Origin of the sequence: Pseudomonas sp. TH49 (assembly GCF_016650625.1) — a bacterium.
Lineage (GTDB): Bacteria > Pseudomonadota > Gammaproteobacteria > Pseudomonadales > Pseudomonadaceae > Aquipseudomonas > Aquipseudomonas fluorescens_H.
Genome location: NZ_JAEKFL010000001.1, coordinates 3234813 through 3257178 on the forward strand (window position 1 = coordinate 3234813; position 22366 = coordinate 3257178).

Consider the following 22366-nt stretch of genomic DNA (forward strand, 5'->3'; position numbering starts at 1 on the left):
GAATTGTTAATTGAAGCCTATAACAACAGATTCTCGTGGAGCCTCGCTGATGAAATCCTATGAAGTCAATTTTGACGGTCTAGTGGGGCCGACCCATAACTACGGCGGTCTGTCCTACGGCAACGTTGCGTCCCAGAGCAACAGCCAGCAATCTTCGAATCCGAAGGAAGCGGCGCTGCAAGGCCTGGCGAAGATGAAAGCGCTGATGGAAATGGGCTTTCAGCAAGGCGTGCTGGCGCCACAGGAACGTCCGGACGTGGCCGCTTTGCGCCGTCTGGGTTTCAGCGGCACCGACGCGCAAGTGATCGAGCGCGCCGCGAAGGAAGCCATGCCGTTGCTGGTTGCCAGTTGCTCGGCATCGAGCATGTGGGTGGCCAACGCCGCCACCGTCAGCCCGAGTGCCGACACCGCTGACGGTCGCGTGCATTTCACCGCCGCCAACCTCAACTGCAAATACCACCGCAGCATCGAACACCCGACCACCAGCCGCGTGCTCGGCGCGATGTTTGCTGATCAGCAGCACTTCGCCCATCACGCCGCACTGCCAGCCGTTGCGCAGTTCGGTGACGAAGGCGCGGCCAACCACACGCGTTTCTGCCGTGAGTACGGCGAGGCCGGTGTCGAGTTCTTCGTGTTCGGTCGCAGTGCGTTCGACACCCGTTACCCGGCGCCACAGAAGTACCCGGCGCGTCAGACCCTGGAAGCCTCGCAAGCGGTGGCGCGTCTGCACGGTCTGCGTGACGAAGGCGTGGTTTACGCGCAGCAGAACCCGGCGGTGATCGACCAGGGCGTATTCCACAACGACGTGATCGCGGTGGGTAACGGCGAGGTGCTGTTCTATCACGAGGATGCGTTCCTCGACACCGAGCAGATGCTGGCCGAGTTGCAGCGCAAACTGGCCAAAGTCGGCGGCAAGTTCCAGTCGATCTGTGTGCCGCGTTCGGCGGTCACCGTCGACGACGCCGTGCGCTCTTACCTGTTCAACAGCCAGTTGCTGTCGCGTCCTGACGGTTCGATGCTGCTGATCGTGCCGGAAGAGTGCCGGGGCAACGAGCGCGTGTGGAACTACCTGCAAGGTCTGACCAGCTCCGGCGGCCTGATCCGCGAAGTGAAAGTCTTCGACCTCAAGCAAAGCATGCAGAACGGCGGTGGCCCGGCGTGCCTGCGACTGCGCGTCGCGCTCAACGAAACCGAGCTGGCGGCCGTCAATCCAGGGGTTATCATGACGGCCCCGTTGTACGGTTCGTTGACCGCATGGGTTGAAAAGCACTACCGCGACCGCCTGAGTGAAACCGATCTGGCGGACCCGCAGTTGCTGCTTGAATGCCGGACGGCACTGGATGAACTGACGCAAATCCTTAAACTGGGCGCGGTTTATCCATTCCAGATCAATTGATGGCCGGCGCGTCGCCTGAACGCGACGCGCGGCTTGTCTACCCAAGAGAGTAAAAACATGAGCGATTCCCTGCAGCTGATCCTTGAAGACACCGACGGCACGCAACTGCAAACCTCGTGCACCCGCGTCGCGGTCATGTGGCAAGGCAAAGAGCTGTGGATCCAGCAGGACGGCCGTGGCCAACTGCTGATCGGCGTGGACGTCGAGGAAGGTGACGAAGAGTACGCCAACCTGCTGCTGCGCCCATTGGCAACTAATCTGGTAAGTCTGCAACTGGAAATGGAACCGGCTGACCTCGGCGATGACGAGGAACATGTGCACGGCCCGGATTGCAACCACGACCACTAAGGAAACCGCTCTATGCTCGCCCTCGGCAAACTGCTTGAACTGACCCTCGCCGGCCGCGAACCGGCGGAGAAGACTCAACTGACTGTCGAAGGCGTGCGCATGCGCTGGTTGAGCGAGGGTGCGCTGGAAGTCCGGCCACCCGAAGCGCGCGACAATGGCCTGGACCTGCTGTTGTCGGCAGGCATCCACGGCAATGAAACAGCGCCGATCGAGTTGCTCGATCGGCTGCTGCATGACATCGCTCGCGGCGATCTGAAGCCGCGTGCACGCATTCTGTTCCTGTTCGGTAACCCGGAAGCCATTCGCAAAGGCGAGCGCTTCGTCGAGCAGGACGTCAATCGGCTGTTCAACGGCCGGCATGAACAAACCAGCGGCTCCGAAGCCATCCGCGCCTGCGAGCTGGAACGGCTGGCGGCAAGTTTCTTCAGCCTGCCGGACCGTCAGCGTCTGCACTATGACCTGCACACGGCGATTCGTGGTTCGAAGATCGAGCAGTTCGCGTTGTACCCGTGGAAAGAAGGTCGCCAGCATTCGCGCCGCGAACTGGCGCGCCTGCGTGCCGCCGGGATGGAGGCGGTGCTGCTGCAGAACAAGCCGTCGATTGTGTTCAGCTCCTATACCTACGACAAGCTCGGTGCCGAGGCCTTCACCCTGGAACTGGGCAAATCGCGGCCGTTCGGGCAGAACGAAGGGGTGGATGTGTCGCGGCTGGAAACGCGTCTGAAGCAGATCATCGAAGGCAGTGAGCCGGATCTGGCTGCAGAAGGTCTGGAGGGTTTGCAGCTGTTCAGCGTCGCCCGGGAAATCATCAAGCACAGCGATGCGTTCCGCCTGAACCTGCCGGCGGACATCGAAAACTTTTCCGAGCTGGATGTGGGTTATGTGCTGGCCGAAGATCTGGCCAATACCCGCTGGATCATCGAGGAAGAGGGCGCGCGGATCATCTTCCCCAATCCCAAGGTCAAGAACGGCTTGCGTGCCGGCATCCTGATCGTGCCGACCACCGACGAACATCTCGCCTGAGTTCAACACCTATCCAATGTAGGAGTGAGCCTGCTCGCGATCGCAATGTGTCAGTCGCCATCGTGGTCGACTGATACTCCGCTATCGCGAGCAGGCTCACTCCTACAGGTTTGGTTTCGTGATCAGACGGCGACCGCACGCGGCTCACTGCGACGCAGCGCACGAACCTTCTGCAGCGTATCCGCGCAAGTCCGCGCCGCTTCCTGACCCTTGTGCACGAAGTGCTCGAAGAAGAATTTCTGATGTTCTTCACCGGCATGGAAGTGATGCGGGGTCAGGGACACCGAGAACACCGGCACTTCGGTTTCCAACTGCACCTGCATCAGGCCGCTGACTACGGACTGGGCAACGAACTCGTGACGGTAGATGCCGCCGTCCACGACCAGCGCCGCCGCGACGATGCCGGCATAACGACCGGTCTTGGCCAGCAACTTGGCGTGCAGGGGCATTTCAAAGGCGCCGCCGACTTCGAAGAAATCGATGTCCGATTCCTGATAACCCTGAGCCAGCATTTCGGCGACGAAGCCTTTACGGCTCTGGTCGACGATTTCCTTGTGCCAGCAGGCCTGGATGAACGCAACGCGCTCGCCGTGAGGGTGTTTGGTTTTGCTGTCGATAGCGGTGGGTTGCATGTTCTGACTCCTGTTTGTGTGAAAAACAGGGCGTTATGAATCGAAAGGGATTCAAGGGTACGCACGAGCACACAAGCGCGCGGGCGGCCCTTTGGTGTCAATCCCGTTCTCTCTTCATCCGGACTATGACCGTCGGCCCCGGAATCACACCGGGTCTGCTGACCTTGCCGCCGATCACCGCCAATGCCGTGTCGTCGCCAAGCGCTCGCGGGCTATGCGCATTGCGCGCAATTACCGCCGGTGGGGAATTACACCCCGCCCTGAGAACGTTTTTGCCGCCCTTTCTCGGGCGGCGCAGCGTTTTTATCACAGATTTTCCGGCCTTGCACAGAACCTGTGGGAGCGGGCTTGCTCGCGAAGGCGGTGTGTCAGTCAGCAGATGTGTCACTGACAGACCGCTTTCGCGAGCAGGCTCGCTCCCACATGGATGGCGTGTTCTCAAGACGTAACCTGACCTTTTCGCGCTCAGGGGTTGATTAATCGGCGCCATGACCGCAGTAATTCAACTTCGAAAAGGGATTTCCCCTGCTGACTCTGAGGCCAGGTTCATGAGCGTTATCGATCTTCGCAGCGACACCGTCACCCAACCGACTCCTGCCATGCTCGACGCGATGACTGCGGCGGCCACCGGTGACGATGTGTACGGCGAAGATCCGACGGTCAATCGTCTGGAGGCGGAACTGGCAAAACGCCTGGGCTTTGCCGCCGCGCTGTTCGTGCCAACCGGCACCATGAGCAATCTGCTGGGCCTGATGGCGCACTGCGAACGTGGCGACGAATACATCGTCGGCCAGCAGGCGCATACCTACAAGTACGAGGGCGGTGGCGCGGCGGTGCTCGGTTCGATCCAGCCGCAGCCGCTGGAAGTGCAGGCCGACGGTTCGCTGGATCTGGCTCACGTGGCGGCAGCGATCAAGCCGGACGACTTTCACTTCGCCCGTACCCGGCTGCTGGCGCTGGAAAACACCATGCAAGGCAAGGTGCTGCCGCTGGAGTATCTGGCCCGGGCGCGCAAATTCACTCAGGAGCACGGCCTGGCTCTGCACCTGGACGGCGCGCGCCTGTACAACGCGGCGGTCAAGCTCGGGGTGGATGCCTGGGAAATCACTCGGCATTTCGATTCGGTGTCGGTGTGCCTGTCCAAAGGCCTTGGGGCGCCAGTCGGTTCAGTGTTGTGTGGCACTGAGCAACTGATCGGTAAGGCCCGGCGTCTGCGCAAAATGGTTGGCGGCGGCATGCGTCAGGCCGGGTTGCTCGCGGCGGCGGGACTGTATGCGCTGGATCACCACGTCGAGCGCCTGGCGGATGACCATGCCAACGCACAGTTTTTGGCCGAAGGCTTGCGCGAGGCCGGGTTCAGCGTCGAGCCGGTGCAGACCAACATGGTTTACGTGCAAATGGGCGATCAGGCTGAAGCGCTCAAGGCGTTTGCCGCCGAACGCGGAATCAAGTTGAGCGCCGCGGCGCGCTTGCGCATGGTCACGCACATGGACGTCAGTCGCTCGCAAATCGAGCAAGTGATCGCGACATTCGTCGAGTTTTCGCGCAAGTGACAGCGTTAGCCGCCCAATTGACCGTTACTATCGTATAAACACGCTGTACCCCACGCGAAGGGCCGATATAATGCGGCCCTTTGCCGTCGTTTCGTCTGTTGACGTTTCGTACAGGCCTTTGGCCGCAGCCTCCGTGGAAGAACCTAATGAAAAGCGCAGAAATCCGTGAAGCCTTCCTTCGCTTCTTCGAAGAGCAAGGCCACACCCGTGTAGCCTCCAGCTCTTTGATTCCGGGCAACGACCCAACCCTGCTGTTCACCAACGCGGGGATGAACCAGTTCAAGGACTGCTTCCTGGGCCAGGAAAAGCGCGCGTACACCCGCGCAACCAGCAGCCAGAAGTGCGTGCGTGCCGGTGGCAAGAACAGTGACCTGGAAAACGTCGGTTATACCGCTCGTCACCACACATTCTTCGAAATGCTCGGTAACTTCAGCTTCGGTGACTATTTCAAGCACGACGCGATTACCTTCGCCTGGACCTTCCTGACCGGCGTTCTGAAACTGCCGAAGGAAAAACTCTGGGTCACCGTCTACGCCTCCGACGACGAAGCGTATGACATCTGGACCAAGCAGATCGGCGTGCCGGTCGAGCGCATGATCCGCATCGGCGACAACAAAGGCGCGCCTTACGCCTCCGACAACTTCTGGACCATGGGCGATACCGGTCCGTGCGGCCCATGCACCGAGATTTTCTACGATCACGGCGACCACATCTGGGGCGGCCCACCGGGTTCGCCGGAAGAAGACGGCGACCGTTACATCGAGATCTGGAACAACGTGTTCATGCAGTTCAACCGCACCGCCGATGGCGTGTTGCATCCGTTGCCAGCACCGTCGGTCGACACCGGCATGGGCCTGGAGCGGATCAGTGCGGTGATGCAGCACGTCAATTCCAACTACGACATCGACCTGTTCAAGAACCTGCTGAAGGCCTCGGCTGAAGCCATCGGCTGCGAAAATGGCGATCAGTCGTCGCTGAAAGTGGTGTCCGACCACATCCGTTCGTGCGGTTTCCTGATCGCCGACGGCGTGCTGCCGTCCAACGAAGGCCGCGGCTACGTGCTGCGCCGGATCATTCGTCGCGCCTGCCGTCACGGCAACAAGCTGGGCGCCACCGGCAGCTTCTTCTACAAGATCGTTGCCGCGCTGGTCGCCGAGATGGGCGAAGCCTTCCCGGAACTGCAGAAGCAGCAGAGCAACATCGAGCGCGTACTCAAGGCCGAAGAAGAACAGTTCTCCAAGACCCTGGAGCACGGCCTGAAGATCCTCGAACAGGATCTGCTGGAACTCAAAGGCACCGTGGTGCCGGGCGACGTGGTGTTCAAACTCTACGACACCTACGGTTTCCCGATGGACCTGACCGCCGACATCGCGCGTGAGCGCGGCCTGACGGTCGACGAAGTCGGCTTCGAGCGTGAAATGGAAGCTCAGCGTGTGCGTGCGCGTTCGGCCAGTTCGTTCGGTCTGGACTACAACACGCTGGTCAAGGTTGATGTGGCCACCGAGTTCACCGGTTACACCGACACCAGCGGTTCGGCAAAAATCGTCGCTATCTATAAAGATGGCCAATCGGTCGACGTCTTGAGTGAAGGCGAAGAGGCGGTAATCGTGCTGAATCAGACGCCGTTCTACGCTGAATCCGGCGGCCAGATCGGCGATTGCGGTTATCTGCAGGCGGGCAACGCGCGTTTCGACGTCCGTGACACCACCAAGACTGGCGGCGCATTCCTGCACCACGGCGTGCTGGATTCCGGCAGCCTGACCATTGGCGCTCCGGTGGAAACTCACGTGGATGCCGAAGTGCGTCACGCGACCTCGCTGAACCACTCGGCCACCCACTTGCTGCACGCTGCATTGCGTCAGGTGTTGGGCGAGCACGTGCAACAGAAAGGTTCGTTGGTGGATAGCCAGCGTCTGCGCTTCGACTTCAGCCACTTTGAAGCGATCAAGCCGGAGCAGATCAAAGCGCTGGAAGACATCGTCAACGCCGAGATCCGCAAGAACTCCGCGGTTGAAACCGAAGAAACCGACATCGAAACCGCCAAGCAGAAAGGCGCAATGGCGCTGTTCGGCGAGAAATACGGCGACAACGTGCGCGTGCTGAGCATGGGCGGCGATTTCTCCGTCGAGCTGTGTGGCGGTATCCACGCCAACCGTACCGGCGACATCGGCCTGCTGAAAATCATCAGCGAAGGCGGTGTGGCGTCGGGCGTGCGTCGTATCGAGGCAGTCACCGGTGCTGCGGCACTGGCCTACTTGAACGCTGCTGAAGAACAACTCAAGGAAGCGGCCAACCTGGTCAAGGGCAGCCGCGACAATCTGATCGACAAGCTGTCGGCCGTGCTGGAGCGCAACCGCGCGCTGGAAAAGCAACTCGAGCAGTTGCAGGCCAAGGCTGCCAGCGCCGCGGGCGACGATCTGTCGAACTCGGCAGTCGACGTCAAGGGCGTGAAGGTTCTGGCTGCACGTCTGGATGGTCAGGACGGCAAGGCGCTGCTGGCGCTGGTCGATCAGCTGAAAAACAAACTCGGCCGCGCAGTGATCCTGCTCGGCAGTGTCCATGAGGAAAAGGTCGTACTGGTTGCAGGTGTAACCAAGGACCTGACTGGCCAACTCAAAGCCGGTGATTTGATGAAACAGGCTGCTGCGGCAGTGGGCGGGAAGGGCGGTGGTCGTCCGGACATGGCGCAGGGCGGCGGTGTCGACGCCGGCGCACTGGATGGCGCACTGGCGCTGACCGTTCCATTCGTCGAGCAGGGTTTATAAAACGGCCCGTCGGGCCCGCAGTCTAGTGGCGGGCCCGGCGGCTGTTCGAGTGATTATTGGGCGCCCTTCATGGGCAGAGGCGGCTTTGAAATGGCTTTGATCGTACAGAAATTTGGAGGCACCTCGGTCGGTACTGTCGAGAGAATCGAGCAGGTCGCCGACAAGGTTAAGAAATTCCGCGATGCCGGCGATGACCTGGTGGTTGTGCTGTCTGCAATGAGCGGCGAAACCAACCGTCTGATCGATCTGGCCAAGCAAATCAGTGGCGACGCGCAACCGGTTCCGCGTGAATTGGACGTGATCGTTTCCACCGGTGAGCAGGTGACGATTGCCCTGTTGGCCATGGCGCTGATCAAGCGCGGTGTGCCGGCGGTGTCGTACACCGGTAATCAGGTGCGGATCCTGACGGACAGTGCGCACAATAAAGCGCGTATCTTGCAGATTGATGACCAGAAGATTCGCGGTGATCTGAAAGCAGGTCGCGTGGTGGTTGTCGCCGGTTTCCAGGGCGTCGACGAGCACGGCAACATCACCACCCTCGGTCGTGGCGGTTCCGACACCACGGGCGTGGCACTGGCGGCGGCATTGAAGGCTGACGAGTGCCAGATCTACACCGACGTCGATGGTGTCTACACCACTGACCCGCGTGTGGTGCCAGTCGCCCAGCGTCTGGACAAGATCACCTTCGAAGAGATGCTGGAAATGGCCAGCCTCGGTTCCAAGGTGCTGCAGATCCGTGCGGTGGAATTCGCCGGCAAGTACAACGTTCCGCTGCGCGTACTGCACAGCTTCAAGGAGGGTCCGGGCACCCTCATTACTATTGATGAAGAGGAAACCATGGAACAGCCGATCATTTCCGGCATCGCTTTCAACCGCGATGAAGCCAAGCTGACCATCCGTGGCGTGCCAGACACCCCGGGCGTGGCGTTCAAGATTCTCGGCCCGATCAGTGCCGCGAACATCGAAGTCGACATGATCGTGCAGAACGTCGCGCACGATAACACCACCGACTTCACCTTCACCGTGCACCGCAACGACTACCAGGCCGCACAGACCGTGCTGGAAAACACCGCTCGCGAGATCGGTGCCCGGGAAGTGGTGGGCGACACCAAGATTGCCAAGGTCTCGATCGTCGGTGTCGGCATGCGTTCTCACGCAGGCGTGGCCAGCCGCATGTTCGAATCCCTGGCCAAGGAAAGCATCAACATCCAGATGATCTCGACGTCGGAAATCAAGGTTTCCGTGGTGATCGAAGAGAAGTACCTGGAACTGGCCGTGCGCGCCCTGCACACGGCTTTCGAACTGGATGCGCCGGCCCGTCAGGGCGAGTAAATCCGGTCACCTGAAGGGCGCGGTCTGACCGCGCCCTTTATTTTTTGAATGGCGCGAGCCCTGAACTGTTCTTTTGCTCGCGCTGGTCAATACTCAGGCATGTAGGGCTACGATCGCTCCGGTTGTAGGTCGGGTGCCTTTTTTTTGCAGACTGTTGTCCCTGAAATGAAATGCGTGAGGAGAAAGGTATGCTGATTCTGACTCGTCGGTGCGCAGAAAGCCTGATTATCGGTGATGGCGAAATCACCGTGACCGTGCTCGGCGTCAAAGGAAATCAAGTGCGTATCGGCGTCAACGCCCCGAAAGAGGTTGCCGTGCACCGTGAGGAAATTTACCTGCGTATAAAGAAAGAGAAGGACGAAGAACCAAGCCATTAATTTTTATCGATTTTTATGTTTGCAAACGGGGAAGAAGGTGGTTAATATACGCCCCGTGTTGCGGAGAGCTGGCCGAGTGGCCGAAGGCGCTCCCCTGCTAAGGGAGTACACCTCAAAAGGGTGTCGGGGGTTCGAATCCCCCGTTCTCCGCCATTATTTGCTTAGTACGTTGTAATCTGGCTTTTTCTGTAAGTTGTTGAATTTATTAGAAAAAGTGGTTGGAATAGAGATTAGACGGGCTATAATGCGGCGCAACAAATGCACTCGTAGCTCAGCTGGATAGAGTACTCGGCTACGAACCGAGCGGTCACAGGTTCGAATCCTGTCGAGTGCACCATTTAAGAGTTGTTTATAGCGATATAAAGAACTCGGCTTCAGCCAGTTGTGGTCTGGTTTAAAAACACAAATGCACTCGTAGCTCAGCTGGATAGAGTACTCGGCTACGAACCGAGCGGTCACAGGTTCGAATCCTGTCGAGTGCACCATTTAAGAGTCGTTTGTAGCAATACAGGCAACTCGGCTTCAACCAGTTGTGGTCTGGTCTAAAAACACAAAATGCACTCGTAGCTCAGCTGGATAGAGTACTCGGCTACGAACCGAGCGGTCACAGGTTCGAATCCTGTCGAGTGCACCATATTCAAGAAGCCCGCGTTTAACGCGGGCTTTTTGTTGTCTGCGATTTGGCTTTTCCTTTCACGCAGCCCTTCTCATCAAAATCGACTTGAGCACTGCGGCCTCGTTTCAGGTCGTATCGATAGCTTGTCGTCGACGTTCGAATATTCACCTTGTCCGGTTTGCCCAGAGCGCTTTCAACATCCCGTTGGCTCATTCCGGCAATCACTCGTTGATTGATGATCGCTGCGCGGCGCTGCCTGGCATTGATCAGGTTGCCGCATTTGTCCTCCAGGCGGCCAACGATGCCTGGTTCACGTCCCCTGATTGTCATACCGGATATTTCTTCGTGGTTGTGTTCCGGCATGATCGGCACGACAGATCCGGGCGAGTAGGGCTTGACTTGCTGCAGCGAGCGCTGCTCATCGTTCGCACAACTCAGGGTGGTGAAGGTGATGCCGCCGTCGGGTGCTTCGCAGCGGTGAAGGGTGTTGGCAACCCCGGCGGGCGGCAGGCAGAGCAGGCTGGCGACTACAAAACGGAATGTTCTGGATAGCATTCGACGTCCTCCATGACGATCTACGCTCAAGGGTAGTCGCTACATTTTTCAGTGCCGGTGTGTTTTCTTTTCAAGATGAGTCGTCGCATCTGCACGGGTCAGGACAGTGCTCAGCTTTGTCGCGCAAGCGCTTGTTTCGACCGCGATTTTTTAACGTTTAAAACTGTCAGGCGGTGTATCATTGCGCCCGTCAGCCCCGCCGGGGCTTATGGAAAACCTCCATGGACTTACCCAGTAGTTACTCAGTAACCCGTTTCACCAATCATGAATTGACTGATTGATCCTTCCGGCGTGCCCCGCTGCTGGGAGTGGAGTTCGCCTATGTCCGAAATCGAAGTAAAGAAAATACAGGAAAGCCTGCAGGATCGCCTGGCTCAGGTCGTTGAGCTGCTGCAGCGCCAGAAGGTCGTCGAAGACCTGACTCATCGCCAGGAAGGCGCGCATCACGACCGGGTCGAGAACCTGGTTCACCGGCAGAACCTCGTCGAGCTGCAGCGCAAACTCGATGATCTGCACTCCGCCGACGTTGCCTACATCCTTGAAGCCTTGCCGCTGGACGACCGTCTGACGCTCTGGCAACTGGTCAAGGCTGATCGCGACGGCGACATTCTTCTCGAAGTATCCGATTCGGTTCGTGAAACGCTGATCGCCGACATGGACGATCACGAGCTCCTGGCTGCGGCCAAGGACATGGACGCCGACGAACTTGCTGACCTGGCTTCCGAGCTGCCGCGAGACGTCGTCCATGAGCTGATGGAGACGCTAGACCAGCAACAACGCGAGCGCGTGCGTTCGGCGCTGTCCTATGACGAGGAGCAGGTCGGTGCGCTGATGGACTTCGAGATGGTGACCATCCGTGAGGATGTCAGTCTCGAAGTGGTTCTGCGTTACCTGCGCCGTCTCAAGGAGCTGCCGGGGCACACCGATAAACTGTTCGTGGTTGATTACGACGGCGTGCTCAAGGGTGTGCTGCCGATCAAGCGTCTGCTGGTCAACGATCCGGACAAACAGGTTTCTGAAGTCATGGCCAGCGATCCGGTGAGTTTTCACCCGGACGAAGACGCCTATGACGCTGCTCAGGCGTTCGAACGTTACGACTTGATCTCGGCCCCGGTGGTCGACAAGAACGGCAAGCTGATTGGCCGTCTGACCATCGACGAAATGGTCGACCTGATTCGTGAGGAGAGCGAAAGCGAAGTCCTCAACATGGCGGGTCTGCGGGAAGAGGAAGACATCTTCGCCTCCGTCTGGAAATCCCTGCGCAACCGCTGGGCGTGGCTGGCAATCAACCTGATCACTGCCTTTGTCGCTTCGCGGGTGATCGGCCTGTTCGAAGGCTCGATCGAGAAGCTGGTGGCGCTGGCGGCGCTGATGCCGATCGTGGCGGGTATTGGCGGTAACTCCGGTAACCAGACGATCACCATGATCGTGCGCGCCATGGCGCTCGACCAGGTCAGCACGGGCAACACCTCGCGCTTGATGCGCAAGGAGCTCGCGGTGGCGTTGATCAACGGTCTGGTCTGGGGCGGGGTGATCGGTGTGGTCGCTTACTTGCTCTACGGCAGTTGGTCGCTGGGCGTGGTAATGACGGCGGCTATGACCCTCAACCTGCTACTTGCAGCGCTGATGGGGGTGTTGATCCCGATGACGCTGGCCAAGATGGGTCGCGACCCGGCAATGGGCGCCAGTGTGATGATCACGGCCATGACCGACAGCGGTGGCTTCTTCATCTTTCTGGGGTTGGCGACGATCTTCCTGCTCTGATTCGCCGCAATGCAAAAGCCCGCCAATTGGCGTAATGCTGTTCACTTAAGCATTTGAGTCTCAGCAGGGCTTACTTGAAAATCCGATGCCAGACCTCTGGCATCGGATTTTTTATGTCTGTTCAGCAAGACCTGCTCGACCTTGGCGATCTTTTTAACTTCTGCGATCTGAGTACCTTTACCCAACATATTCCGGTTGAGTGGGTAGCGTCTGCACTGGATCTCTCCAGTCAGGCGACCATTCGCCGACGTCGCTTGCCCGCCGATCAAGTGCTTTGGCTGGTACTCGGCATGGCGCTGTTTCGTGACGAGCCGGTCCACGAAGTGGCCAGGCGTTTGAACATTTGTGCCCAAGGGCTGGCCTCTGACCAGCTATTAGCACGAAGCGGTGTAACCGAAGCGCGTAAGCGGCTCGGTGCCGATCCTGTTGAATGGTTATTTCGCAAGACAGGTCATCAATGGGGCGCGGAGCGTTATACCGATGATGCTTGGCAGGGCCTGCAAGTGTTTGCAGTGGACGGTGCGCTTTTGCGTACTCCGGATACGCCCGAACTTCGAGATCATTTCGGGTCGGGAAACACCCGGACCGAGCGCCAGACTCCGTTCCCCATGCTGCGCTTGGTGGCGTTGATGAATGTGCGTTCGCACGTAATCCTGGATGCCCAATTGAGCCCTTACCGACGCAGTGAAATGCGCTTGGCCGACGAGTTTTTGCAGCAGGTTCCCGATCACTCGGTGACGTTATTCGATAAAGGGTTCTGGGGTGCCGAACTACTGTCGAATCTGAATAAAGCCGGTACACATCGGCACTGGTTGATTCCAGCCAAAAAAGGCACGGTTTGTGAGGAAGTGGCTCGTTACAACCCGCATGATCGCCTGGTGCGCATGAAGGTCTCACCGCAAGCCAGAGCCCGAAATCCGGCCCTCTCAACACATTGGGAGGCCCGCGAAGTCAGCTATGAAATTCAAGGCAAACTCAAGACAGTCATGACGTCACTGCCGGCGAGCACCTACAGCACCGAAGCCGTTGCCCGGCTTTATCAGGAACGCTGGGAAATCGAGTTAGGCTTCAGAGACATCAAAAGCTCAATGCAGCAGAACGCAGTGACCTTGCGTAGCAAAAAAGTCGACTTGATCTATCAGGAAGTCTGGGGACTGTTGCTGGCTTACAACGTGGTTCGTCGGGAAGCCAGTCAAGCGGCAGTTGCATTGGGTCGCCTCCCTTCGGACATCCGCTTCAAACCAGCCTGTCAGTACATCGCGGTCCAACTGATCGTAATGGCAGCAGCCAATCCGATTTCAGCGACAGGGAGGCGGCTATCAGAGTTGAGGGCAGGTATTGGAGGATTGTTTCTGGATCACCGCCCAAGGCCTTCAAGACCTAGGACGGTGAAAATTTCAAAGACCCGGTTTCCTGTGGATCGTAAGGCTGCTCCACTTAAGTGAACAGCATTACGCCAATTGGCGGGCTTTTTTGTGCCTGTGTATTTATCTGTGGCGAGGGGATTTATCCCCGATGGGTTGCGCAGCGACCCCAGGAGAGGCCTTGGTACCATCGGGGATAAATCCCCTCATTACAGGTCTACCTCGGATTGTCGTGATTAAAATCCGGGCAAAAAAAAGCCAGCACTTAAGCTGGCTTGAGATGTTCGGCGCAACTCAAGACGCGTCTGCGGCCATTTCGGCGTCGTGAGCGATCAGCGACACCAGGGCGTTCTGTTGACGGTGCGACAGCTGACGGAAGCGTTGCAGCAGCTCACGCTCGTGCAGCGAAAGCTCAGGGCTGTCCAGGCGCATGCTCAACTCTTCGCCCAGTGCACCTTCCTGAATAAGACTCTGCTCAAGGCGCGCAATGATTTCGGAGTTCATGCTGCGATGATGATTGCGAGCCACCTCGGCAATGCGTTCACGCATCCCGTCTGGCAGACGTACGACGAACTTGTCAGCCGTACGGCTGGAATAAATTGCCTGTTTCAATGGGCGCATATATTTAACCGGTTAGTTCAGGGGAGCGGTTCTCGGGATTGGCCGCAGGATGTGTGGTAGGACAAGCATCCGCGCCAAATGGTTCAACCTGAATTGTTAAGAGGCCCGCATCATGCCTCAAAATTGCCAGATCATTGGCGTCAATTCTGTGACAAATATTGAGCTGGGTAAAGGCGTAATGCCAGCACCAATTATCAGAAATGCGGACTGGTTTGAAAACTTTGCCTTGGTCCGCATCTATGACCGCTTCCGGGTGCACATCTGTTGATGTCCAAAGACGTCAGAACGTGCATGCTATGCGGCTTTCGATCCTTGTTCCTTACCTGTACAGGATAGTGGCAATTTGCCGATTTACTAGGGGCAAACACCGGCCGGAGGGCGTTTTCAGGATGGATGGCAAGCTTATTTATCTGATGGGACCCTCCGGTTCAGGCAAGGACAGCCTGATCGAGGCCGCGCGTGAGCCTTTGCGCGAGTTGAACTGCGAAGTCATGCGTCGAGTAATTACCCGATCAGCGGAATCCGTGGGCGAGGACGCTATCGGCGTGACGCCCGAAGAGTTCGAGCGACGCCAGCAAGCCGGGGGCTTCTCGCTGGCCTGGCACGCCAATGGGCTGGCTTATGGCATCCCGGCAGAAATGGACGAATGGTTGCGTGCCGGGCGACGCGTACTGGTGAACGGCTCACGCGCCAACCTGCGTCAGGCGCTTGAGCGCTACCCGACACTGCTGCCGGTGCTGCTGACGGTCAAGGACGAGGTCTTGCGTGAACGCCTGCTCAGGCGTGGCCGGGAGACGCCTGAGCAGATTGATGCGAGGCTGGCGCGCAATGCGCTGTTCAAGGACAGAAGGGCAACTGATTTGCCCGTGCATCTGATCGACAACTCAGGCGACCTGGCGGACGCCGTTAAGCAATTGCTGAACTTGATCCGGCTTAACGCAGCACCGGATCAAATTTGATCTTGCGCCCGGCCACCAGGGCCAGCACAAACAACACCGCAAATACGCCGCAGCCAATCAGGGGAAGGGTGACTGCGGTTTCCTCGAACAGCGAAAAATGCACAACGCCACTCAATAAGGCGAGGATCAGAAACCCTGCGGCTGATTTGGACATGCTGTACTCCTGAAGATATTTCAAAAAACCAGACGTTCGGTGTCGCGCGTCGGCAGTGCTTGCTCAGGCTCATTGACCGCCTGCGCCGCGAAGTCGCTCTGATCGCTCAGTACCGCCCACTGCGGCGCTTTCTGCACCTGCAAGTAATGCGGCATACGCTGAGCAACCGGTTCAGCACTCTCGGGGACAAAATGAAAGCCAACCAAAACCGCCAGTGCGATTGCGTTTGCGAGCAGGAGAGTGCTGTTCATGGGGCGGACTCCGTTTGTTCTGTTATGAGAACAGACATAGCAGCCGTCGTGCCAACAGTCTAACCGCTGTGAAGTCCTTTAAAAACAAGCATTTGGAAGGGTTTTTCATAAGGCGCGGGTTGCAATCTGCAATGATGGCTTTTTGGAGGAGTGCAAATTGCACGGTAAATGTTCCCGCAGCATTGCAAGGCGCCTGCCTACACTTAAAAAGCCCACGGACGACATGACAAATCAAGGGCCGGCCGTTAACATGCACGCCGTCCGTCGCGCCGTGTCCGGCCGTGACAACTCAGTGTCCCAGTAGCTCAATTGGATAGAGCATCCCCCTCCTAAGGGGAAGGTTGGCAGTTCGAACCTGCCCTGGGACACCATAATTATCAAGTGGTTAGCGAGACTTGGTGTTAGCTTTTTCGATTATCCTTGTCGCTAGTCCCCACTTTGGTCCCCACTTCTCTGCACGTTCATTATCGAGAGATCCACCAAGGAACCATGGGTGTTTTGGTCGATTTCCGAAACTGGTGCTAGCTCGTTCTCACTTTCTTTGAATTCCATTCCAATTGAAAAGTCATTTGCGCTGCAGTTGATCTCGATACGTCGGAATTGGCCGGGACGTTTGAGCCGCCCATGTAGGGGCGGCTGACAGAGATAAACCCTTACAGGTCATGTGTGCTTGTGCCCAAATCCCCGAGGCTGAAGAAACATGTTTTCTAGGTCATTTGGGCCAACATCGGAAGCGTCCTTCACCTGCAACGATCTCTTAAGCAGATAGATTCCGTCGATGAATTGCGGTGGTTGCCCAGGCACCATTACAACTGGCATTAAGAGATAAGCACCAGCCTTCTTGTAGTCGTCCAAAAACCTTGTGAGGTTGACGTCATCAGCAGGTTCCATGGTCAGGGAGCGCGACGCCAGCATCGCAACTTGTAGATCCCCTTGATCCCTCGGGATCTTTGAGGTGATGACCATTCCGTAATGCGTCGGATGCTCGATGGAAAACCGGCGAACAATGCCTACGTGGATTTCCTCCTCCTTGTCTACTGTCCCGAATCGCTCTCGCCACCGCTCAAATATTTTTACGGCCGCATCCCTATCCTTAAACATTATCGCAATGAAGGGCGGCGCCATGGGATTAACCACTCCATAAGCTATGCCCATCCAGCCAGCGCGATCCCAGAGGTGGACATCGATCACCGATCGGACTTTCACATTGCGGTGGTCTGTCAACGTCGGGAATTCCCTCTCATCGAGGATCTCGTCTTTGGCTTGCGTTTCTTCTCTGGCTGGTCGCGGCTCCCGTCTAACCTGCGGCCTTTCCAGCTTGGCTTCGAACCTTTTCGGTGAACGCTTATCCCAGGAGTTCAGGCGCGACACGCCGTCGAAGATGCGCTGGCGGCTGATGCACAGTGAACCAATCATCGCAACGCGTTCCATTGCTGCGTCTGTCTTGAATAGCCGATCAGCCGCTTCTTTGAAGTTTTTCGCAGTGCAAGTCGCTGAAAAGATGATGGCGGCGACTTCCAGCAACATGGAGAGAAAGTCGCCATGCACCGACGGGGTCCCGGGAAACACGTCATTGGGCCAGCGAACCGTCGCTCTCATACGGTCCAAATCAGCCGTCACCTCGAAACGCGCGATGCTCGCATCGACAACTGTGACATCGAAACGCTCCGCGTGAGCGAAAGCGCCCAGTTCGAACGCGGTCGCGAAGAACGCCTCGACTGTTCCAGCAATGGCTTCGGCGACGGTTATACCTGTGTCGGTGGGCTCATGTATGACGTTTACCTGAACGCCAAGTACTGAGGTGGCAAACACCTGAGTATTCTGGTCGTTGAAAATTGATGGTCGCCAATGTGCGTCGCCAGCGGGCTGCCCCGCCAACTGATTGAAAAAACTCTGTACGTCCTTGGGAGATTCGCTTTCGGGAACCCATCCTTCCTGCCTCAGAGCGTCCTCATATCCCAGCAGGTATAGCAGCGTGAACCTGCTGATGTTCAGGTCCAGCCCTTCCAAGATATCAGGGATCAATTCTAGTCGCGGTATCTCCTCCGAGGAGAGGTTCGTCAGTTGACAGGCTAGGACCATGTCGAAGTCCTTCAATTGCGCAGCGGCACGACTCTTCGACTTGTCGTCGAGTGGCAAAGCGTTCAGGCATCCGCGCGCGATCTGAACCATTCCCAGCAACTCAGGGAAGTGCTTAAGCTGGACCGCTTGCCATGCCGCATTCATCAGCGTCGGAAATAGAGTTGACGGGAGTTCGCCGTTTTCTTCACCTTCAATGAACAAGGTCGCGGCGGCCGAGGTGCAGCTCGCACGTGCCGCCCAGAGTAAACCAGCGCTTTGGTAAGCGACCGAAAGTTGAAGCAGGGCGTCAACCAGGTTTTCCGCATGCTCCTTTTTGGAAAGCAGCCGGGCGGCTTTGCCAAGAAGCCGGATCATCTCCATGTTTTCGTCGAAGTCGAGTTGCTTGGCGCGATTGAGCAATACCACCGCGCCTTGAACCTCCCCCGTACGTTTAGACACGAAGTCGGAGAGTTGGTCCACAAGGTTCCGGTAACCTCGGTCTTTGCCGGCGACCTGGCCGAACACCTCAATTAGCCTAACCAGGCGTTTAGCATCAAACTCCCCCAAGCCGTCAGCCTCGACGAGGATGTCTGCAAACTGTGGCCACAGCGAGGAAATTCGTTCTGGCTCGCCGGCAATCAGGGCTTCGTTGAGCTGGATGGTCAGCAGCGAAGTCTTTGCCTCCAGCGCATTGTTTGGCCGGCTGCTGTCGCTCGCTAGTTCGGCAAGCCTTGATGATAACCGGGCAATTCGGGGTTCCAGTCGGACTTGCTCCGACGTGAGGTGCTCATGAATGACGGTATTGAATAATAACTGCGCCAAGTTGCACAGCATCTCAAGATTAGTCGCATGTTCGTTTCCGATGACAAGGGCTTCAAAGCCATCATAGCCGTCGACGATGGCCTTGATGTCGTCGAACCACCAGAACGCCGTCCAGAGCGACTCGTAGCGCGCGTTGAGCTGCTGCCGATGCGTTCCTCCATCGTCCGCCAGGCGAACGGCCCGAACAAACCTGCCGTCGACGTCAGTTCGCGGCAGTTCCAGCTCTCGCGCCAGCTTTGCTGCCACAAGCGCTTCGGATGCGCGCTGCATCTTCATCCCGACAAACGTAGAAGGGTCCGCAAGTTCCTGCTCTATGTCGGCTAGTTGCTGCTTTCGCGAATAATCAGATGGGCCAAGATCAAGATCGCTCGTTTCTTCACCGATCCTCAGATAGTTAAACGCAAGATCGCGGCGATTCTTATCGATGACCTCATTGATGATCCAGGCACGGTCGTGGATGATCACTTGAACACCGTGCTTACGGGTGAGTTCATCTTCCACTCGGGCTCGATCCTTCGCACGCGCGGCTCTGGACGTCACAAAAAAGATCTTTTTGTAGTCGCGGTCTGTGGCCACGATTCCATCCACGTCCGACCTCGCTTTGTCGGCCCACGTTTTTTTCGCGCTGAAGGCGAAAGCCCATCGCTCGCTGCCGCTATTGGCCATACCGATAAAGGTGAGCTTGCTAATCTCATCGGAGACCGGAGAGGTCTCGGTGTCGGCCTTGCTGTCACCGCCACCCTCCGGGCCAGTTGCCGGCCTTAGGTTTGGACAAATCGTCCGTTCGCAAAGCTTGCGGCAGAACAGTTCAAAGTCATGCGTTTGGTTACGCTCGGTGATGGTGTCCAGGTGATGCGACAGGATTTCGGCTTTGAGCTGATGCTTGACGCTAGAGGTTGAGTCCGAATAGAGCTCAGGTCGGATCTGGCGCATGAACTGTGATGGCGAAACAACCTTTTCTTCAGCCTTCATCTGCATCCTGTGGCTCTCTGTTCGCGGGGGCATCGGCGGTCCTTGGCAATGGAAAGCGTGCTGTTGCGTCTAAAAACACTAGCGATTTTTCCGAGATTGTATCCCATCGCGGCGGATCGGCTTGGGGTGTCCTCTGTACTGGCGTAACAACCAGGCGTGATGCTCACAATCGACGTAAATCTAAATTTAGCTAGATTAGTTAGTTATAATTACAAGTGTTTTAATTCATTTCTGTCGCTTTGTTTGTTAGCACCTCGCTGTGGCGCCGCATAAATATATTCAGATGCAATTGCGATAGAAAAACGACGGGGAAAACAGCAAGTTAGTGCCAAAGTTCAGCGGATTGACGTGTCAGCTCGTGTCGCGAATGATCAGCGTCACAGGCTTCGACAACGAGACGTATGCGATGCAAATTCAAACTACTGAGCAAGTTTGCGAGATCTTTAAGATTTCACGATCAACGCTTTATCGACTATCGAAAAACGATCCCGCCTTTCCACAGCCGTTGCACTTCGGTCGCGCAATTCGCTGGAACCTCGCAGACATTTGTGAGTTTTACGCGCAGCAGCGACACGCTCCGCAAAAACGGGCATAAAAAAGCCCGCACGAGGCGGGCTTTTCCTTAATTACGTTCGGCAGCTGATTTCTTGGCGGAAACCTGCGGAACGCAATCGGTGAGCACAGTATGTATATGCCTTTGCAGATCTGCAAGCATCAATTCTGCGTGCGCGTTCACCGCCGATCAGGCGGTGGTCGATGGCGGCAATAGTTCATTGTATTGGGACATCTTCACTGATCGATACACCTCCATCCCGATTCTTTGAGCCGGGCGGTGTGTTCAATCGCGTGTTGATGGAGGCCCCGTATCTGGCTCGCTGTAGCGATAACAAAACCGCCGCGCGAGTTCGCCCCCGCGAGCACGCCATTCGCTATCCATACATGCAGATCAATCGTCCAGGGATGGTGTCTTGGCTGATCTTCGACCTCGATCACATTAATTCACTTGCCTGGGACGACGAAGGTCTGCCGCCGCCGAACCTGATCGTGCGGAACAGGAATAATGGTCATTCACACCTTTTCTACGCCATTCCTCCGGTCTGCACGACTGAGAACGCCCGAGACAAGCCGATTCAGTACATGAAGGCGGTCTACACCGCCTTTGCCCTGCGCTTAAAGGCCGATACCGATTACAACAGTGGCCCAGTCGCCAAGACTCCAGGGCATCCGTGGTGGTCGACCTCAGAGTTGCATAACCACGTCTACGAGTTAGGCGAACTGGCCGATTATGTGGAGCTGGAGGTTTCGCCCTGGAAGACGGGGCCACAGCTGGAAGACCTCCCGCACTCCAGACACTGCATCCTGTTTGAACAGCTTCGCTATTTCGCTTACAGCATCGTGAACCAGGAGCGCGAGCGCGGGACGCTTGCCACGTTGACACGGCGACTGGAAGCCTTCGCTCACAACCATAACAAGTTCGCTAGGAATGGCTTTACCCAGGACTTAATGCTGTCCTCAGTAAGAGCGACGGTCAGATCCGTCGCACGTTGGACGTGGACGCGCTACGAGGGCAGCGCTAGGTGTTGCCGGGGGGCGATGGAACTCGACAAGTCGTTACCACTAAACGAGCGTCAGAGCCTCGCAGCCAGGCGCACCCACGAATTGCGGCATAAGGCTACCGAATCGAAGATCCGAGCGGCGTGCAGAGGACTCCAGGAGCGCGGTGAAAAGCTGACTCAAGCCTCGATAGCCAGCTTTGCAGGTCTCTCTCGGCAGACGGTGGCCAACTATGGCCACGTCCTGGATGAAGTCTCGCGGCCGCAGATCATAGCCGTCCTGGGCGCGGCTAAATCCCCTTGCATGCAATCACAAATCGTCGCTGGCACCAGCGATCGAGGAAGCGAATGCAATCATTCCGCGGCCTCTACCAGCGCGACCTTGGATGTTAATTATGGTGCACATCAGGTAACCGCCCCTTTGACGTGGGCTTTGAAAAGCAACTCGCGGGAAGTGGGGGTAGACAAGGAAGCCGGGGGCTCTGCCCCTCTCGACCCCGGCAGAGCTGCGCCCTGCACCACAGGTCAGAAACAATCCAGACGACGCCAAACAGTGGATTATAGATTGTGCAAACACTCAAGCGCCGAGACAACAGCTATGAACCCGAAATGCCCCCTAGAAGGGAAAGGAGTGAGTTCGAGTATCGGCGTGCGGCCTGGAGACTATGAAGGGAAGCCAACAGAATTTGGATAAAATCGTACGCTAAGCGTGCGGCCTGTCAGGTTGAGACGCTGTGTGAGCCGACTAGGCCAGCGACTCTGGCCTATGAGTTGAAGTTCGTGGCTGCGAGCTTTGAACAAGGCAAGGGCCATTATTCAGCGTGAAGCATGATGAACAAAAATGATCAATGGGCCTTTTGGACGCTTGTAGATCCTTGCATAATCAACTTGCGACTTAGTCGTGTACCACAGGGTGGTTACAGGGATCCGCAAGGATCGCACCCCGTTACTGCGAAAGCAGTTCGCCTAGCGCGACGCAAGAACGACCTGCCCCGTCGAACGTACGCAATCGATGGCTGAGAATCCCTCCTAGAGAGGGATTCGCCGTTTCTGGCCCCCGATTTTCCTCTCATCACGTTTTGGGCCGGTTCCGGACTTCTTTTCGGGACACTGACCCTTTGGCTTTTTCTGGGAATCGGCCGCGACCTTGAAAATGCTGACCCCTTCTTTTTGATTGGCATTCCCTCAAGGCTTCAAGCTCTATGGACTCAACCTGACAGGCCGCACGCTTAGCGTACGATTTTTTCG

General features: G+C 57.2%; 18 protein-coding genes, 5 tRNA genes and 1 riboswitch. Of the genes, 17 read left to right on the top strand and 6 right to left on the bottom strand.

Annotated features, from left to right (window positions below; translation table 11 throughout):
• Positions 1-49: 49 nt before the first annotated feature.
• From astB to astE, 3 genes are read left to right on the top strand one after another with little or no spacing between them, the layout of a single operon-like run.
• Entirely contained in the window at positions 50-1396 is a 1347-nt protein-coding gene (gene astB / locus JFU48_RS14655; RefSeq protein ID WP_103485849.1) for an N-succinylarginine dihydrolase, read from the top strand.
• Between the two features lie 57 nt (positions 1397-1453).
• Positions 1454-1744 (top strand): hypothetical protein, encoded by a 291-nt coding sequence (locus JFU48_RS14660; protein WP_003227270.1) that lies wholly within the window; start codon positions 1454-1456, stop codon positions 1742-1744.
• A gap of 12 nt (positions 1745-1756) precedes the next feature.
• Positions 1757-2767, top strand: a complete 1011-nt coding sequence (astE, locus tag JFU48_RS14665) for a succinylglutamate desuccinylase (protein ID WP_201136812.1) — start codon at positions 1757-1759, stop codon at positions 2765-2767.
• A gap of 122 nt (positions 2768-2889) precedes the next feature.
• Here astE and JFU48_RS14670 read toward each other — a convergent pair whose 3' ends face one another.
• Positions 2890-3399, bottom strand: a complete 510-nt coding sequence (locus JFU48_RS14670; protein ID WP_047599675.1) for a 6,7-dimethyl-8-ribityllumazine synthase — start codon at positions 3397-3399, stop codon at positions 2890-2892.
• A 101-nt stretch (positions 3400-3500) separates the two neighbouring features.
• Positions 3501-3671: riboswitch (FMN riboswitch) on the bottom strand.
• Between the two features lie 276 nt (positions 3672-3947).
• Between JFU48_RS14670 and ltaE the strand changes: the two genes are divergently transcribed.
• From ltaE to JFU48_RS14710, 8 genes are all read left to right on the top strand, one after another.
• Positions 3948-4952 (top strand): low-specificity L-threonine aldolase, encoded by a 1005-nt coding sequence (gene ltaE / locus JFU48_RS14675; RefSeq protein ID WP_201136813.1) that lies wholly within the window; start codon positions 3948-3950, stop codon positions 4950-4952.
• 146 nt (positions 4953-5098) lie between these two features.
• On the top strand, positions 5099-7717 hold the full coding sequence (gene alaS / locus JFU48_RS14680; protein ID WP_003227262.1) for an alanine--tRNA ligase: 2619 nt from the start codon (positions 5099-5101) through the stop codon (positions 7715-7717).
• Between the two features lie 90 nt (positions 7718-7807).
• The gene (locus JFU48_RS14685; RefSeq protein ID WP_003227260.1) at positions 7808-9049 is read left to right on the top strand and encodes an aspartate kinase; all 1242 of its coding nucleotides are present in this window, start codon (positions 7808-7810) and stop codon (positions 9047-9049) included.
• Between the two features lie 188 nt (positions 9050-9237).
• Positions 9238-9426 (top strand): carbon storage regulator CsrA, encoded by a 189-nt coding sequence (gene csrA / locus JFU48_RS14690; protein ID WP_002554426.1) that lies wholly within the window; start codon positions 9238-9240, stop codon positions 9424-9426.
• Between the two features lie 62 nt (positions 9427-9488).
• Positions 9489-9579: transfer RNA gene (locus JFU48_RS14695), tRNA-Ser, on the top strand.
• A 107-nt stretch (positions 9580-9686) separates the two neighbouring features.
• Positions 9687-9763 (top strand) — tRNA-Arg (locus JFU48_RS14700).
• Between the two features lie 71 nt (positions 9764-9834).
• Positions 9835-9911, top strand: a tRNA-Arg gene (locus tag JFU48_RS14705).
• 72 nt (positions 9912-9983) lie between these two features.
• A tRNA-Arg gene (locus tag JFU48_RS14710) sits at positions 9984-10060 on the top strand.
• 18 nt (positions 10061-10078) lie between these two features.
• Here JFU48_RS14710 and JFU48_RS14715 read toward each other — a convergent pair.
• A complete protein-coding gene (locus JFU48_RS14715) occupies positions 10079-10597 on the bottom strand; it encodes a cell envelope protein SmpA (RefSeq protein WP_201136814.1) in 519 nt (172 codons plus the stop codon).
• A 321-nt stretch (positions 10598-10918) separates the two neighbouring features.
• Between JFU48_RS14715 and mgtE the strand changes: the two genes are divergently transcribed.
• Positions 10919-12361, top strand: coding sequence for a magnesium transporter (gene mgtE / locus JFU48_RS14720; protein ID WP_201136815.1), 1443 nt, complete (start codon positions 10919-10921; stop codon positions 12359-12361).
• A 113-nt stretch (positions 12362-12474) separates the two neighbouring features.
• Entirely contained in the window at positions 12475-13806 is a 1332-nt protein-coding gene (locus JFU48_RS14725) for an IS4 family transposase (protein ID WP_201136773.1), read from the top strand.
• A gap of 213 nt (positions 13807-14019) precedes the next feature.
• On the opposite strand, the gene JFU48_RS14730 is transcribed toward JFU48_RS14725, so the two are convergent.
• Complete coding sequence (locus JFU48_RS14730) at positions 14020-14346, bottom strand: Arc family DNA-binding protein (protein ID WP_003178899.1); 327 nt, start codon at positions 14344-14346, stop codon at positions 14020-14022.
• 389 nt (positions 14347-14735) lie between these two features.
• On the opposite strand from JFU48_RS14730, the gene phnN reads away from it, so the two are divergent.
• Positions 14736-15305 (top strand): phosphonate metabolism protein/1,5-bisphosphokinase (PRPP-forming) PhnN, encoded by a 570-nt coding sequence (gene phnN / locus JFU48_RS14735; RefSeq protein ID WP_003227252.1) that lies wholly within the window; start codon positions 14736-14738, stop codon positions 15303-15305.
• Here the strand turns inward: phnN and JFU48_RS14740 are convergent.
• The gene (locus JFU48_RS14740) at positions 15280-15459 is read right to left on the bottom strand and encodes a PA3371 family protein (protein WP_003227249.1); all 180 of its coding nucleotides are present in this window, start codon (positions 15457-15459) and stop codon (positions 15280-15282) included. The genes phnN and JFU48_RS14740 overlap by 26 nt on opposite strands.
• A gap of 20 nt (positions 15460-15479) precedes the next feature.
• Positions 15480-15710 carry a hypothetical protein gene (locus tag JFU48_RS14745; protein ID WP_003227247.1) on the bottom strand — a complete coding sequence of 77 codons (231 nt, stop codon included), beginning with the start codon at positions 15708-15710 and terminating at the stop codon, positions 15480-15482.
• Between the two features lie 294 nt (positions 15711-16004).
• On the opposite strand from JFU48_RS14745, the gene JFU48_RS14750 reads away from it, so the two are divergent.
• Positions 16005-16081 (top strand) — tRNA-Arg (locus tag JFU48_RS14750).
• Positions 16082-16370: 289 nt separating this feature from the next.
• On the opposite strand, the gene JFU48_RS14755 is transcribed toward JFU48_RS14750, so the two are convergent.
• On the bottom strand, positions 16371-19565 hold the full coding sequence (locus tag JFU48_RS14755; RefSeq protein WP_242486641.1) for a tetratricopeptide repeat protein: 3195 nt from the start codon (positions 19563-19565) through the stop codon (positions 16371-16373).
• Positions 19566-19971: 406 nt separating this feature from the next.
• Between JFU48_RS14755 and JFU48_RS30595 the strand changes: the two genes are divergently transcribed.
• Both JFU48_RS30595 and JFU48_RS14765 read left to right on the top strand, forming a co-directional pair.
• Positions 19972-20160 carry a helix-turn-helix transcriptional regulator gene (locus JFU48_RS30595; protein ID WP_223886552.1) on the top strand — a complete coding sequence of 63 codons (189 nt, stop codon included), beginning with the start codon at positions 19972-19974 and terminating at the stop codon, positions 20158-20160.
• Between the two features lie 161 nt (positions 20161-20321).
• Entirely contained in the window at positions 20322-21812 is a 1491-nt protein-coding gene (locus tag JFU48_RS14765) for a replication initiation protein (protein ID WP_242486642.1), read from the top strand.
• Positions 21813-22366: the final 554 nt, after the last annotated feature.